This is a genomic window from Sorangium sp. So ce1335 (assembly GCF_051521615.1).
Taxonomy (GTDB): domain Bacteria; phylum Myxococcota_A; class Polyangia; order Polyangiales; family Polyangiaceae; genus Sorangium.
Window position 1 is genome coordinate 2,889,020 of the sequence record NZ_CP150363.1, and the last position, 15,553, is coordinate 2,904,572.

8 protein-coding genes are annotated in these 15,553 nt (G+C 73.8%); 6 read left to right on the plus strand and 2 right to left on the minus strand.

Going from position 1 to position 15,553, the window contains the following annotated elements:
• Positions 1-163 precede the first annotated feature (163 nt).
• The 5 genes from WMF24_RS10815 to WMF24_RS10835 all read left to right on the plus strand — a co-directional run bounded on the left by WMF24_RS10815 (position 164) and on the right by WMF24_RS10835 (position 6,332).
• Positions 164-808 (plus strand): SCO family protein, encoded by a 645-nt coding sequence (locus WMF24_RS10815; RefSeq protein ID WP_437736305.1) that lies wholly within the window; start codon positions 164-166, stop codon positions 806-808.
• Between the two features lie 347 nt (positions 809-1,155).
• Complete coding sequence (locus tag WMF24_RS10820; RefSeq protein WP_437736306.1) at positions 1,156-2,430, plus strand: hypothetical protein; 1,275 nt, start codon at positions 1,156-1,158, stop codon at positions 2,428-2,430.
• Between the two features lie 43 nt (positions 2,431-2,473).
• A complete protein-coding gene (locus tag WMF24_RS10825) occupies positions 2,474-3,952 on the plus strand; it encodes a family 43 glycosylhydrolase (RefSeq protein WP_437736307.1) in 1,479 nt (492 codons plus the stop codon).
• A 185-nt stretch (positions 3,953-4,137) separates the two neighbouring features.
• Positions 4,138-5,454: an L-fuconate dehydratase gene (locus tag WMF24_RS10830; RefSeq protein ID WP_437736308.1), complete on the plus strand. Its 1,317-nt coding sequence runs from the start codon at positions 4,138-4,140 to the stop codon at positions 5,452-5,454.
• Between the two features lie 143 nt (positions 5,455-5,597).
• Positions 5,598-6,332, plus strand: a complete 735-nt coding sequence (locus tag WMF24_RS10835; protein WP_437736309.1) for a class I SAM-dependent methyltransferase — start codon at positions 5,598-5,600, stop codon at positions 6,330-6,332.
• A 122-nt stretch (positions 6,333-6,454) separates the two neighbouring features.
• Here the strand turns inward: WMF24_RS10835 and WMF24_RS10840 are convergent, their stop codons facing one another.
• Positions 6,455-9,757, minus strand: coding sequence for a DNA methyltransferase (locus tag WMF24_RS10840; RefSeq protein WP_437736310.1), 3,303 nt, complete (start codon positions 9,755-9,757; stop codon positions 6,455-6,457).
• 101 nt (positions 9,758-9,858) lie between these two features.
• Complete coding sequence (locus tag WMF24_RS10845; RefSeq protein WP_437736311.1) at positions 9,859-12,624, minus strand: MXAN_6577-like cysteine-rich protein; 2,766 nt, start codon at positions 12,622-12,624, stop codon at positions 9,859-9,861.
• Between the two features lie 325 nt (positions 12,625-12,949).
• Between WMF24_RS10845 and WMF24_RS10850 the strand changes: the two genes are divergently transcribed.
• A complete protein-coding gene (locus WMF24_RS10850; protein WP_437736312.1) occupies positions 12,950-15,466 on the plus strand; it encodes a DUF3656 domain-containing U32 family peptidase in 2,517 nt (838 codons plus the stop codon).
• Positions 15,467-15,553 lie beyond the last annotated feature (87 nt).

Genomic DNA, 15,553 nt, shown 5'->3' on the forward strand with positions numbered 1-15,553 from the left:
GCAGACAAAGCTCCATGCCTGCTGGCCAGTCCCGGCATGGGGCATCGCCCGCGCGCGGCGGTCGCCCTCCGGTGGGCTTCAGGGTGGCGCTCGGGCGGCAGCCGTTCGGCGCGGCCGGGCAGGGATCTGCGGTGAGGCCGATATGCGCTCTCTCTCGTCTTCCGTGTCGAACGCCTTGCTCCTCGCCGGCGCGCTCGCCGTCGCCTCGTGCAGCCGCGGGAGCGAGCCGCCGCGCGGCGACGGCCGCGCGGCGACGCCGCCGCCCGGGCCGGGCGGCGCCGCGGCGGTGCGCGCGGCGCCGGCGCCGGGCGTCGCGGTGCCGGACGAGGAGCTCGTGGATCAGGACGGCGCGCCGGTGCGCCTGCGCGAGCTCGCGAAGGGCCGCGTGCTCGTCGTCAACTTCATCTTCACGACGTGCACGACGATCTGCTCGCCGATGACGGCGATCTTCGGTCGGCTCCAGGCGGAGCTCGGCGACGCGCTGGAGCGGGACGTGCGGCTCGTCTCCATCTCGCTCGACCCGATGACGGACACGCCGGAGCGGCTGAAGCGCTACGCGGAGAAGTTCGGCCGGCGGCCGGGCTGGGTCTTCCTGACGGGCAGCCGCGAGCGCGTGGGCCGGGTGCTCGACGCGCTCGGCGGGCGCGCCCCCATCAAGGAGCAGCACACGCCCGTGACGCTCATCGGACGCGAGGCGGAGGGGCGCTGGACGCGCGTGGACGGCATCGCACCCCCGGCGCGCCTCGCCGAGGAGGTCCGGTCCTTCCTGGCGCGAGGGCCGGCGGCGCAGCGGGCCAGCGGCGGTTAGCCTCGACGCCGCCGGTCGCCCGCGGACCGAGCGGGCGGGAACATCACACCTCGCAGCGCGCCCGGCCGAGGTCGCTCCGACCGGGCTCGGCAGCTCGCTCGCTCCGCGCGCCGTCCTGTCCTGGGACAGCGGCGATCCATCGAATTTTACCCGCATACCGAACAGGCACTTTCTCCGCAGCCCGCGGGCTCAGCGTGCGTCGTCGCCACGACGGGGCGTGATACTGGAATCGTTCGCTCGCAGGCGAAGATACCGTCGCTCGTCGAGATCGATGATTGGTTCTGACCCCGCGCCGATACCTTGCTGAGGGCTGCACCTATGCAGTCACTTACCGTTCGGAGCTTAAGATGAAGAGAACGTACGCAGGTTGTGTGATGTCGGCCGCGTGGGTCGGACTGCTCATGGCGGCAGGCTGCCTCTCGGACGCCGGCGGTGCGCCGGAGGACGGCGCTGACATCGAGGTCGCGGGGGGCGCGCCCACGAGCGGCGGCTCCGGCGCGGACGACGGGCTCGCGCTCGTGGGCGGCTCGGATGGCGCCTGGAGCAGCGCGGCGTATCCCTGCAACGGAGATGCGAGCGGCTACAACGCGGTGGTGACCCGGTCCGGATCCACATGGGTCGCGCGCAACGGCGCCCGCAGCGTCTACAGCGGCGGCGACATGCGGGCGGCGGTGCAGGCGGCGCTCGATAGCCTCCGCCGCGGCCGCACGAGCAAGGAGAGCGTGCTGGTGCAGGGCTCGGGGACCGTGGCCGCGAACACGCGGATCAGCGTGCCCAGCTACACCGTGCTCAACGTCTGCGGCACCATCGACGTCACGGGCAGCGGCTCGGGCGACATGGCGCCCATCTATGCGCGCGGCCGGACCGACATCGAGATACCGAACGTCACGATCACCGGCTCCCCGGTCTACGGCATGTTCTTCCGCGACGTGGAGAACCTGCGCCTCGGCCGCGTCGAGCTGCGCGTCTCGAAGGGCCTCGGCGTCCGCATCGACAACCATGGGCGCTCGAATCGCGCCGACAAGGTGACGAACATCGAGATCGAGCACGTGAACGCCCAGGGGACGAGCTCTCACGCCGTCGAAACCTACGGCGTCGACGACCTCCGCATCGGCGCCGTCGTCGCCCGCGACACCGGGGAATGCGGCCTCCTCCTGAACGACACGACGAACGCCGAGATCGGGACGATCGACGCCGTGAACGCGGGCACGGGCACCGGCTACGCTGCCTTCCGGCTCGCCAACCGCGCGGGGCGCATCGGCGACAGCTACCCCACCAACATCCACGTCGGCGAGGTCATCGCCAGCGGCGGCGGGCGCGGGATCTTCTGCGTGTCGGAGAGCGGCGGCGCGACGATCGACCGCATCGACCTCGAGGGCACGGGAAACAACGCGATCCTGATCGAGAACTGCCACAACGTGAACATCGCCGCCGAATCGGGGACGATCACCGGCGGCGGCGAGGTCCGGCTCGCGGCGCGCGCCCAGTTCGCGAACTCCTCCGACATCACGATCCAGAACCTCACGATCGCGAACACGTCCGTCCGGGAGAGCCCCTGCGCCACGAACAGCACGTTCCGCAACCTCACGCTGGTGAACGCGCGCGACAACACCTGCCGTTAGCCCCCGGACCGGGCCGCGCGGAGCACGAGATGAGGAGGGATTCATGATGAGGATTCGATGTGTACATGCCCTGGGCGCGCTGCTGTCGTCCGGTCTCGTGGGCTGCGTCGCGGCCGACGAGGCCCCCGTGGAGGTGGACTCGCTCCGCGGCGCGCTGAGCGTCATCCGGATCGAGGCCGAGGACCAGTCCTGGTCGATCTCGCCCGGCGACCGGATCGACGACAACGCGAGCGACGTGAAGCTCCGCGCGAACCAGGCCGGCGACACGTTCAGGTTCACGACGTCGGTCGCGCCGGGCGCGTACAGGATCGCCCTCCGCCACGCCACGCGGAACGTGTACGGCCGGTACGAGCTGAAGGTGGGCGGCTCCCCGGTGGCGACCCTCGATGCGTATGGCGCCACGACGGGGGATCGCTGGACGACGGCGACGCTCGGGCAGGCGTCGCTCTCCGGCAGCGTCGAGTTCACGCTGGAGTGCAAGGGGAAGAACGCCTCGTCGGCGGGTCATGACCTGAAGATCGACAACATCGAGCTCATCCCGGTGGAGGGCGGCTCCAGCGGCAGCGGTGGTGGCGGTGGCGGTGGCGGCGGCTCGGAGGACCGCTGCGACGTCGGCGTGCTCGATCCGAGCGACCCGCCGACGTCGCTGAACGTCACCGGCAACCTCGGCACCCACGACCCCGCCATCCTCGCGCAGGACGGTACGTTCTACATCACGCAAACCGGCCCACGGCTCCCCGGCAAGCGGTCGGCGGATCTGCTCTCCTGGAGCGGCACCCCGAGCGCGTTCGGGGCGACGAACCCGGGCTGGGTCGCGCGGCAAGTCCCTGGCGCCACCGACCTGTGGGCGCCTGATCTCTCGTACTTCGGCGGCCAGTACCACCTGTACTACTCGGCCTCCACGTTCGGGAGCCAGGACTCGTGCATCGGTCACGCCACCCGGGCGTCCATGACATCGGGCAACTGGACCGATCGCGGATCGGTGATCTGCTCGCGCCGGGGGGATCGGTACAACGCGATCGATCCCAACGTCATCGTCGATCAGGCGGGCACGCCCTGGCTCGTGTTCGGCAGCTTCTGGGACGGCATCCGGGCCGTCCAGCTCGACCAGGACGGCGCCCGGGTGGGCACCGAGGTGCACGCGCTCGCCTCGCGCGGGGGCGGCGCGATCGAGGCCCCCTTCGTCGTCCGGCGCTGCGGATATTACTATCTGTTCGTCTCGTTCGACAGGTGCTGCAGCGGCACCGACAGCACCTACAACATCCGGGTCGGACGCTCGCAGAACGTGCTCGGACCGTACGTCGACAGGAACGGCACGCCGATGCTGAACGGCGGCGGCACCCTCGTGCTGCAAGGCAACGCGCGGTGGCGCGGCCCGGGCCACAACGCGGTGCTGTTCCGCGGCAAATCCGCGTACAACGTCTTCCACGCCTACGACGCGAGCGATGGCGGCGCCCCCAAGCTGCGCGTCTCCGAGCTCGCATGGGACAGCGCCGGCTGGCCCGTCTCCGGCGGCCCTTGAGCGAAGGCGGCGCCGCCCCGCCGCGGGGCTCAGGATCGCGACCGCTCGCGCCCCGTCCGTTGTGAGCGCGAGCCTTGCGTGGCAGGCGTCCCTTGCCGCTGCGCTGTCGTGATCCGCGGGCCTCGACCGGCATCTGACCCCCAACGCCACGCGCGCCGTACGGCGCAGCCCACGAAGGGGGACCCATGTCCGTGCGCATCACCGACGTCATCGCCCGTGACATCCGCTTTCCGACCTCGCGCTCTCTCGCGGGATCGGACGCCATGAACCCGAGGCCGGACTACTCGGCGGCCTACGTGGTGCTCAGGACCGACGGCCCGGACCGGCTGGAGGGCCACGGCCTGACCTTCACCATCGGCCGCGGAAACGAGCTCTGCGTCGCGGCCGTCGACGCGCTGCGCCCCCTGGTCGTTGGCAAGCGCGTCGACGCCATCACGGCGGACATGGGCGCGTTCTGGGACGAGATCACCGGCGACAGCCAGCTCCGCTGGGTCGGCCCGGAGAAGGGGATCCTCCACCTGGCGACGGCCGCCGTCGTCAACGCCGCCTGGGATCTGTGGGCGAAGACCGCGGGCAAACCCCTCTGGAAGCTGCTCGTGGACATGACCCCGGAGGAGCTCGTGCGCTGCGTCAGCTTCCGTTACATCACCGATGTGCTGAGCCCCGAGGAGGCGCTGGAGATCCTCCGCCGGAACGCGCCCACCCGCGCCGCGCGGGAGGACGAGATGCGGCAGCACGGCTTTCCCGCCTACACGACGTCGGCGGGGTGGATCGGCTATTCCGACGACAAGCTGCGCCAGCTCTGCCGCGAGGCGCTCGCGCGCGGCTTCTCGCATTTCAAGATCAAGGTCGGCGCGAACATCGACGACGACATCCGCCGCGCGCAGATCATCCGGGAGGAGATCGGGCCGCAGCGCCGGCTCATGATGGATGCCAACCAGGTGTGGGACGTGGGCCAGGCCATCGCGAGCATGCAGCGGCTCGCCGCGTTCGATCCGTGGTGGATCGAGGAGCCCACGAGCCCGGACGACATCCTCGGCCACGCCGCGATAGCCCGGGCCATCGCGCCGATCGGCGTGGCGACGGGGGAGCACACGCACAACCGCGTCATGTTCAAGCAGCTCTTCCAGGCGGACGCGATCCGCTTCTGCCAGGTGGACGGCGCCCGGCTGGGCGGCGTCAACGAGGCGCTCGCCGTGCTGCTGATGGCGGCCAGGTTCGGTGTCCCGGTCTGCCCTCACACAGGCGGGGTCGGCCTGTCGGAGATGATGCAGCACATCTCGCTCTTCGACTACATCTGCGTGAGCGCGTCGCTCGAGGACCGCATCCTGGAGTACATCGACCACCTCCACGAGCACTTCGTCGACCCGGTCGTCCTGAAGGACGGCCGCTACATGCCGCCCACGGCGCCGGGGTTCAGCATCACGCTGCGACCCGAGTCGCTCCAGCGGTACGAGTTTCCCACCGGCGCGGCATGGGCGCCGCAAGGGCGGGCGCCTTGAGCGCGCGAGCGGGTCGGCTGCGCTGGCGGCTAGCCTGGACAGGTTAAGGCGACATTCCGTAAGCTGCGTGGCACATCGGCGACGGCGCTTCGCGCTACCGCTGAGTACCTGGTTGTTGCGCGGATGCGCGAGAGAAGGATGTCATGGAGTACGATCGGATCGGACGAACCTATGGCACGTACCGGGTCCCGGATCCGAGGATCGCCGCCTGCATCCGCCGGGGGCTCGGGCCAGCCGCGAGCGTGGTCAACGTTGGCGCTGGGACCGGGGCGTACGAGCCCACGGATCGACGCGTGGTCGCGGTGGAGCCGTCCGCCACCATGATCGCGCAGCGCCGAACGCCTGGCGTAGAGGTCGTCCAGGCCAGCGCGGAGAGCCTCCCGTTCCCCGACGACTCCTTCGATGCTGCGATGGCGATCCTCACGGTGCATCACTGGTCTGACTGGCGCCAGGGATGCCGAGAGATGCGTCGGGTCGCGCGCCGGATCGTCGTCCTTACGTGGGACCCGACCAGCGAGGGTTTCTGGCTGACGCAAGACTATTTCCCCGAGCTGCTGTCGAACGACCGCCCGCTCTTCCCGCCCCTGGACGCTCTCCGCGACGCGCTGGGCGACGCGAGGATCGAGCCCGTGCCGATCCCGAGTGACTGCACGGACGGCTTCCTCGGCGCGTACTGGAGCCGCCCGCATGCCTACCTCGACGCGGGCGTGCGAGGCGCGATCTCCTCGTTCAGCCGGCTGAACGACGTCGACTCAGGCCTGCATCGGCTCGCCGCCGACATCGAGAGCGGGCGCTGGCATCGGCGGCATGGTCACCTGGCGGAAAAGGACTCGATGGATCTCGGATATCGGCTCGTTGTCTGGAGCAACGAAACCTAGTCTCGACACGCGCGGCCCGGCCACGCGCCCTGGGCGGCCCCGTTGCTCTTGCGTGTGTGCTGCATCGCTGGCCTGAGGAGCGCCTCGACGTCCGGACCCGGGGCAGGAGCCGCGACGGGGGACTACCCCTCTCCGCTCTGCCGCTCTTCCTCCGCGGCGCGCGCCTCGTTCAGCGCGAAGAGCCGGTCGATCACCTGGTCCTCGAACGCGCCCGCCGCCTGCCGCCCGCCGGGCGTGGCCGGCGCGGCGTAGGGCGGGACCTCGACGTCGTCGAACCCGTACGCGGCGAGGACGGCGCGGTCCATCTCCTCGTGGAGGCGGCGGAGCTCGACGACCCCAGGGCGCGCGCAGGCATCATCCTTGAGGAGGTTGTACATCGCGGTCAGGCCCTCTCCGAGCTCGGCCATCAGCCGGGCGCGCGCCGCGTAGAGGCGCTCGCCCGCGGCCTCGAGGGGGCCGCCCGGGCCGAGGTGCTCCGGGCGAGGGAAGGGGAACGTCTCGACGCAGTCCGACGGCGCGTACCGGAGGCCCTCGCCCATCGTCGAGGAGAGCAGGCGCGCCCACGCCTCGTGCGCGCGCGACTGGAGCACCGCGAAGCGCGCGTGGTCCTCGATGGCGAAGACGCAGAGCTGGTCCGAGAACGTCCGGTCCACGGGCTGGAACGCGAAGCAGAGGTGCTTCGTCACCCGCGCCGCGACGAGGCACCGCCGGAGCGGCGCGATCCTGCGCCGGAGCTCCGGGCGCGGGTTCGCGAACTGCCACCACCGCGCCTTGTGGCCCGCGTCGACCCCGGTGCTCCTCAGGCGATCGCGCTCGGGCTTCACCCGGCTCCGGACGATCGAGAGCAGCGCGGGCCACCGGCCGGCCTCCTCGAGCCCGCGCTCGCCGAAGTCGATCACGTAGCGGTGCGGGCTGTGCGAAGGGGAGGAGTTGACCTCCTCGCCGCCGAGGAACGGCCGGAGCACCTCGCCCGCCGCCGGATCGGCCGCGCGGAGCGCCCGCCCCTCGCCCTCGGCGAGGACGAAGCCCCCGCCGCGCAGGAAGCAGCCGATGAAGCACAGATCCCGGCTGGCCCGCAGCGGGCGCGGGTCGGGCCGCTCGGGCATGGCGCGCAGGTGGGAGTTGATGTGGCGAACGGGGCGGCCGTCGAGGCGGGGCGGCGGCACCCCGTCGCGCGGCGACATGCCCAGGGCGAGGTGGACGACGGCGACGTGGACCGCGGCGTCCCCGGGCCAGGGGGCGCTGCGGGTCGCGTGGTAGATGACCGCCCGCCCGCCCTCGACGAGCGGCTGGAGCCCCGATCGCCGGGTGTCGCCCTGCGCGATCGTGTTCGTGGCGATGAGCCCCACCGTCCCGCGGCGCCCGAGCAGCGAGGCCGCGCGGCGGAAGAAGTGGGCGGCAAGGTCGGTGTTCCGCGTGGCGCCGTGCAGCGCCTCGAGCCACGCGGCGTAGACGTCGCCGTGATCCGTCGAGATCCGCTTGCCCCCGAGGAACGGCGGATTCCCCACGAACGCGTCGAGCCGCCCCGAGCGCGGCGCCCGCGCGCCGCCCGGCCGCCGGTCGCCCGTGGTCGGCGCCCGCGCGCCGCCCGGCCGCCGGTCGCCCGTGGTCGGCGCCCGCGCGCCGCCCGGCCGCCCGTCGTCGCCCGCGCGCTCCTCCAGGAACACCTCGGGGAACTCCAGCGCCCAGTGGAATGCCGGCACCGGCGGCGACCCGCCGGGCGTCCCCTCGCGCAGCGCCCGCTGCATCGCCAGGAGCTCCTCCGGCGGCGGCCCCCCGCTGTCGAGCCACGCGGCCGCGAGCCGCGCCCGGCGGTCGCGCTCCCGCTGGCGGTCGCGGTCCTTCGCGTGCGCGAAGAACGCCCCCACCACGAGGTCGCCGAGGAGCCGCGCCCGGTCGAGCGCCTCGTCCGCCTCGCGCACGAGCCGCGCCCGCCGCATCGCCGCGCCGTCGCCCGCGCCGCCCGCGCCGCCGCCCGCGCCGCCCATGCCCGCCGCGAGCTGCTCCCGGAGCCGCAGCGCCGCGCCGACCGCCGCGTCGACCGCCTCGCGGAACGGCGACGCCGGCGCGGCGGGCGCCCAGTGGAAGGCGCGGAGCTGGACGAGGTCGAGCCCCACCAGCGAGTCGCCGTGGCGGAGGGCGTGATCGACGAACGTGAACGGCGCCTCCGCGGCGCCCGCCACGAGCCAGAGCGACAGCCGCGCCAGGCTCACCGCGAACGGGTTCTTGTCGGCGCCGTACAGGCAGCGCTGCGCCACGAGCCGCCGCGCCAGGCTCACGGCGTCGCCCCCCGCGCCGGCGCCGGCGCCGGCGTCCGCGAGACGTTGCGCCGCGGCCGCCGCGTCCCCGCGCGCGGCCTCGCGGGCCCACGCGGCCACCACCCGGTCGGCCAGGTGCCGGCACGCCTCCAGGAGAAAGGCGCCGGACCCCATCGCGGGATCGCAGATCGCGAGCCCGAGGAGCCGCTCCGACGGCGGCTCGTCCCCCATCTGCCGCACGAGGGGCTCGATCGCGCGCGCGACGATCGGCGCCGACAGGCTCCTCGGGGTATAATGGGAGCTCGTCCGCCGCCGCTCGGCGCCCGGCTGCAGGAACAGCCGCCCCGCCTCGAGCACCCCGGCGTCCCTCGCGCGCAGCGGCTCGAGCGCCTCGAGGACATCGCCCTCGGTCGTCGCGGCGGCGAGCGCCTCGCCGAGGCTCCGCGCCTCCCGCCGCGAGAGCCCCGCCCGCTCGGCGAGCCACGGCGCGCGCCGCGCCCTCGGCTGCGCGAGCGCCTCGGCCGCGCTCACCCAGACCATCGCCGGCCGGAGGCACACCGCCGTCCCGGCGGCGCGCTCGACCCGGTAGCCCATGAGCGCCTCGTAGAGCCCGCCGAGCTGCTCGACCTCGAGCGCCCGGTACGACAGCGGCCGCCCGTCGACGACGAGCAGCTTCTCGAGCACCGCGTGGATCGTGGCGTCGTCCACGGGCGGCGCGCGCTCCAGGAACGGGTAGCGCTCCGGGTCGAAGAGCTCCCCCCCGCGCGCCGGCAGGGGGAGCTCGGGGCCGCGCTCCCCGCCGTACACGGCGCGGAACAGCGCGAGGAGCCGCGCCCACGCCCCGGAGCGCCGCGGCAGCGCGGCCGGGCGCGCGGCGCGCTCCGCCGCGAGCTCCCGGAAGAGCGGGACCACGCCGGCGGCGGGCAGGAGCCCGCGATCCTCGGCGTGGAGCAGGAACACGATCCGGAGCAGCGCGGTGAGCAGGCCGCCGTGCAGGTGCTCCGGGCCGCGGGCGAGGGCGTCCTCGAGCGCGCCCGCCCCGCCGCGCCGGGCCGCGTCCTCGAAGCCGCGCAGCAGCGCGCCGAGCGCGTCGAAGGCTTGCTCCGCGAGCGCGCCCGCGACGTCCGCCTGCCGCGCCCGGCTGTCCAGGAGGACGGGCTGATCCATGCCGAGCCCGGGAGTGTACCCGAGCGCCGCGCGGTCCGCTCCGGTCCCGTCCGGGGAGGGGCGCGGCGCTGCTCGACGGTCACTCGACGGTCGAGCGACCGTCAACGCGAGATGTTGAGCTCGTAGTCGCCGGCGCCCCCGTAGCCGTCGACCTGGATGAGGATGGTCTGCCCCGCGTCGAGCGACACCGTGACGCCCGACGCGACCGGGTACGACTCGTCTTCCCAGGGATTGTCGTCGTTGCAAGCGAGCTCCTCGCCCTCGCAATCCCCGGCGAAGACGCCGAGGACCGTGTCGTAGTCGGAGCCGAGCGTGTCGATCGTGTAGAACCCGTCCTCCGGCGCGGTGAACAGATAGAGGACCTCGGGCCCCTCACCGTCGCACTCCGTCTCCCGCTCGGCCAGGCGCCCGCGGGTCGTCCCCGTCACGTTCACCGGGACGGCGGACCCGAGATCGATCGGCGCGACGCACGTCCCCGAGCTGTCGAATTCGCTCACGTTGAGCACGTACTCGCCCTGCGCGCCGTTGGTGTCGACGTTGACGACGACGGCCTGGTCGGCCTCGAGCCGCACGAGCGCCCGAGAGTCCTCACCCTCGTTCGAGCAGGCCAGCTCGGTGCCTCCGCAGGTGGCGTTGCGCACGGACACCACCGTCTCGATGTCGGAGCCCTCGGTGTCGAAGAGGTAGTATCCCTCCGCCGGGGCGACGAATCCATACGTCGCCTCGCCGCCGACGCCCCGGCCGCAGGTGGGGGTCGTCAGATCGGGATAGCCCTCGTTGTTGCCCGTCACCGACTGCGGGACCGTGCTGCCGAGGTCGCCGAGCGGGCACGGCGGCGCCTCCTGCTGGGTGACGTTGAGCGTGAACTCGCCGCTCTCACTGCCGCTCTCGCTGTCCACGGAGACGACCACGGTCTGATCGGCGGAGAGGACCACGCTCACCCGCGAGTGGTCGCTGTCTCCCGCGGGGTCCGCGTCGTCGTTGCACCGGAGCGAGGCGCCCGCGCACGAGCCGTCCCGCACGTCCACGATCGTGTCGAACGTCGACCCCACGGTGTCGAAGGTGTAGAGGCCGTCCGCCGGCGCGGTGAAGCGGTAGGTCACCTCGGGCCCCCCGAACGAGCCGCAGTGCGGCTCGAGCGCGTCGATGAGGTCTGCGGTGGTGCCCGTGACCGTCTGGGGGGCCGTCGAGCCGAGATCGAGGAGCGGGCACGGCAGCTCGCTGATCTCGAGCTGGTAATCGCCCGTCGCGCCGTACGTGTCCAGCACGATGACAGCGGTCTCGCCGGCCCTCAGGGGGGCCGTGAGCTGGGCAGGGGAGTCCGCGCTGTCCTCGCACGCGACGAGCTCGCCGGAGCAGGTGCCGCGGCGCACCGCCATCACGACGGGGACGCCCGAGCCCTCGGTGTCGAACATGTACACGCCGTCGTGCGGCGCGGTGAAGCTGTAGGTCGCCTCGCCGCCGATCGCGGTGGAGTAGCAGGCCGTCAGCACGTTGCGGAGCCCCTCGTTGCTCCCGGTCACCGTCTGCGGGACCGTCGAGCCGAGATCCTCGGCCGGGCACGGAGGGGTGCGGAAGACGTCCAGCGTGAAGCTGGGCAGCGTGGTGCCCGGGCTCGACACGGCGACGAGCACCGTTTGCCCGGCCTCGAGAGCCTTCGTCAGGGTCGCCTGTTTCTCGCCGTCCTCGCAGCCGAGCACGTCGCCGTGGCAGGCGCCGCCCTCGATGACGGCGACGATGACATCGTCCGAGGCGCTCGCGCTGAAGATGTAGGCGCCTGCCTCGGGCGCTGTGAACGAGTAAAGGTCGTCGGGGCTCGGGCTCGATCCACCGTCGCAGTCGGAGCCCACCGCGTCCACGCGCCCCTCGGTCGTGCCCGTCAGCGTCTGCGAGAGGACGGGCTCGAGGACGGTCGGCGCGCACAGCGGCGGCGCGGGCTGGGTCACGCGGAGGATGAAGTCGCCCTCGGCGCCGCTCGCGCCGCTCACCACGAGGAGGATCGACTCGCCCTCGTTGAGATCGAGGGTGATCAGCGACTGGATGCCCGTGTCGTCGTCGTTGCAGGCCAGCTCGGCGCAGGTGTCCGCGGACAGCGCGGCGAGCGTCGTGTCGTAGTCGGACTCGAAGGTGTCGAAGAAGTACGTCCCCGTGCCGGGGGCGGTGAACAGGAACGTCTGGTCGGGCGCGCCCGACCACGAGCAGCTCGGCAAGCGGCTGTCCTCGGCGCCGCGCGTCGTGCCGTTCACGCGCAGGGGGACCGCGGACTCGAGGGCCTCGGAGGGCTCCGTGCTGCACGCGCAGGATCCGGCCTCGCAGGGCTGCCCGGGATCGCAGGCGTTCCCGCAGCGACCGCAGTGCTGCGGATCCGCGTCGAGGTCGACGCAGGCGTCGCCGCACTCGGTGAGGCCCTCCACGCAGGCCCGCAGGCACAGCGCGCCGGCGCACGCGCGGCCCGGCTCGCACTGCTGGCCGCACTTGCCGCAATGGTTCGGGTCGACGCGCGTGTCGACGCAGACGCCGTCGCACCGCTGCATGTAGCGGTCCTGGCCGCAGCTCATCGGATCGCCGCCGCCCTCGCCGCCCTCGCCGTCCCCGCCGCCCTCGCCGCCGTCCGGCTCGCGCGCCTCGCAGCTGCCGGCGGTGCACTCCTCGTCGGACGCGCACGCGTTGCCGCAGGCGCCGCAGTTGTCGCGATCGGCGCGCAGCGCCACGCAGACGCCGCCGCAGTCCGAGTAGGGGGCGTTGCACAGCGGCTCCTGGGACGACACCTCGCTGGAGCACGCGGACGTCGCCGCCAGGAGCGCGGCGGGCAGCCAGGGCAGGGACGGTGAGAGCGCGTACCTGAAGCGAAATCCGTCTCTCATCATCGGCATCCCTCTGCGGCATGCGCCGTCGAGGCGCATGGGCGGGCGGGACCTGCGAGCGCCTCTCCGACGTTCAGCTCCCGGGCTCCGCGCTGGTTGTTGGTGGGGAAGGTCGTCACGGCCGCGCACCCGACCCGGCCATCGAGGCCTCGCCGCGCCGGCCGCGGAGCGCCGGACGGCGCTTCGGTCGGGTGGGCTATTGCGGGATCGTGCCCCACCTCGGGAAGCGAGGTCAAGGCGCACCGGCGCGGCGGAGCGCGGCCGGGCGAGGCGCTTTCTTGCTCGCCGCGCGCGGACAACCGCGCCGCGGCTTGCTAGAACCGCGCGCATGCTGCGCCCTGCGCGCCCTGAAGTCCTCGCCCCGGCCGGCGACCGCGCCGCCCTCGAAGCGGCCGTGCGCGGCGGCGCCGACGCCGTCTACTTCGGGCTCCGGGGCGGCGGCCCGGCGCCCTCGCCCTTCAACGCCCGCGCCCGGGCCGCGAACTTCGACGCGGCAGAGCTCGCGGAGACGATGCGCTTCCTCCACGCCCACGGCGTGAAGGGCTACGTCACGCTGAACACGCTCGTGTTCGACGACGAGCTCCCGTCCGTCCGCGCCGCGGTCGAGGCGTGCGCCGCGGCCGGCGCCGACGCGATCATCGTCCAGGACCTCGGGGTGATGCGCCTCGCGCGGGCGATCGCGCCCGGGCTCCCGATCCACGCCTCGACGCAGATGACGTGCACCGACGCGGCCAGCGTCGAGCTCGCCCGGTCGCTCGGCGCCGCGCGCGTCATCCTCGCCCGGGAGCTCTCGCTCGACGACATCGCGGCCATCCGCCGGGCGACCGACGTCGAGCTCGAGGTCTTCGTGCACGGCGCGCTCTGCATCGCCTACTCGGGGCAGTGCCTGACGAGCGAGGCCATCGGCGGCCGCAGCGCCAACCGCGGCGCGTGCGCCCAGGCCTGCCGCCTGCCGTACCGCCTCGTCGTGGACGGCGCGCTCCGCGACCTCGGCGACGCCGCCTACCTGCTGTCGCCGGAGGACCTCGACGCGACGGACGTCATCCCCGACCTCATCGCCCTCGGCGTCGCCTCGGTGAAGATCGAGGGTCGCCTGAAGGGCCCCGAGTACGTCGGCGCGACGGCGCGGCTCTACCGGGCCGCGATCGACGCGGCGCTCGGCGAGGGGGCCGGCCCGGGGCCCGCGGATCGCGAGGCGGCGCTCCAGGCGTTCTCGCGCGGCTCGGGCCCCGGCTTCCTGCGCGGCGTCGACCACCAGCGCCTCGTCGACGGCCGCACCTGCGACCACCGCGGCCTCGAGGTGGGCGAGGCGCGCGGCGCCGGGCGCCGGCGCGGCCACGAGGTCGTCGTCGTGCGCGCCGCCCGGCCGCTCGCGCGCGGCGAGGGCATCCTCGTCGAGGGCGGCTTCGCCGGCGAGGGCGAGATCGGCGGCCGCATCTGGGGCCTGTGGGTGGACGGCCGCGAGGTCGAGCGCGCGCCGGCGGGCGGCGACGTCGAGGTCTGGCTCGGCCCCGACCGGCGCCTGCCGGACGACGTGCTGCGCGGGGCGCGGTCGCTGCGCGGGCGCCGCGTCTTCCGCACGAGCGACCCCGCGGCGGCGCGCGAGGTCCGCGACGCGCTCGAGCGCGCCCCGCGCCGCGTGGCGATCGACGTCCGCCTCGAGGGCCGCCTCGGCGAGCGCCCGCGGCTCTCGGCGGTGGCCGAGGGCGGCGCGGCGGCCGCTGTCGAGGTCGACGCCCCGCTCGGCCGCGCCGACAGGTCGCCGCTCGACGAGGCCACGCTGCGGCGGCAGCTCGACCGGCTCGGAGACACGCCGTTCGCGCTGCGCGGCGTGGCGCTCTCGCTCGACGGGCCGGCCGTCGTGCCGCCGTCGGCGCTGAACCGCGCCCGCCGGGCGCTCGTGGCGGCGCTGCTCGAGGCGTCGCACGGGGCGCACGCGTGCGCTCCCGTGTCGGCGGAGGACCTCGTCGCCGCGGCCGTCGCCCCGGCGCTTGAGCCGCCGCCGCCGGGCCTCTTCGTGCTGTGCCGCAACGTGGCCCAGGCGCGCGCGGCGCTCGACGCGGGCGCGAGCGGCGTCTACCTCGACTTCCTGGAGATGGTCGGCCTCGGCGCCGCGGCGCGCGAGCTCATCGCGGCCGGGGCGTGGGTGGCGGTCGCGCCGCCGCGGATCCGCAAGCCGGGCGAGGAGAAGATCGACAGGTACCTGCTGTCGCTCGAGCCGGCGGCGATCCTCGTCCGCAGCCTCGGCGCGCTGCTCGACGCGTCGTCGGGCGTGCCCCGGATCGGCGATTTCTCGCTGAACGTCACGAACAAGCTGTCCGCGCGCGAGGTCCTCTCGCGGGGGCTCGCCGCCTTCACGCCGTCGTTCGATCTCGACGCCGCGCAGCTCGTGTCGCTCCTCGACTCGCCGTTCGCGCCGTTCGCCGAGGTGGTCGTTCACAACCCGATGCCGCTCTTCCACATGGAGCACTGCGTGATCGCGGCGACGCTCTCGGAGGGCAAGGATCACCGCACCTGCGGCCGGCCGTGCGAGGAGCACGCGCTGTCGCTGCGGGACCGGGCGGGGATGGATCACCCGCTCGAGGCGGACGTCGGGTGTCGCAACACGGTGTTTCACGCGGCGCCGCAGAGCGCGGCGCACCTCGTGCCGAGGCTGGCGAAGGGCGGCGTGCGGCGGTTCCGGATCGAGCTCGTGCGCGAGGACGCCGAGGGGGCGCGGCGGGTGGTGGAGGCCTACCGGCGGCTGCTCGCCGGGGAGGTGCCGCCGGCGGAGGTCGCGCGCGGGCTGCGGGCCGAGGGGAGCTATGGAGTCGTGAGGGGGTCGCTGCGCGTGCTGCAGGCGTGAGCGGGGGACGCTGACGGCGGCGGCGGTCCCGGTCGCGGTGGGCCCTGCGTGGCGCGGTGAATGCGGTCGCTGCTGGCCGCATCCAAG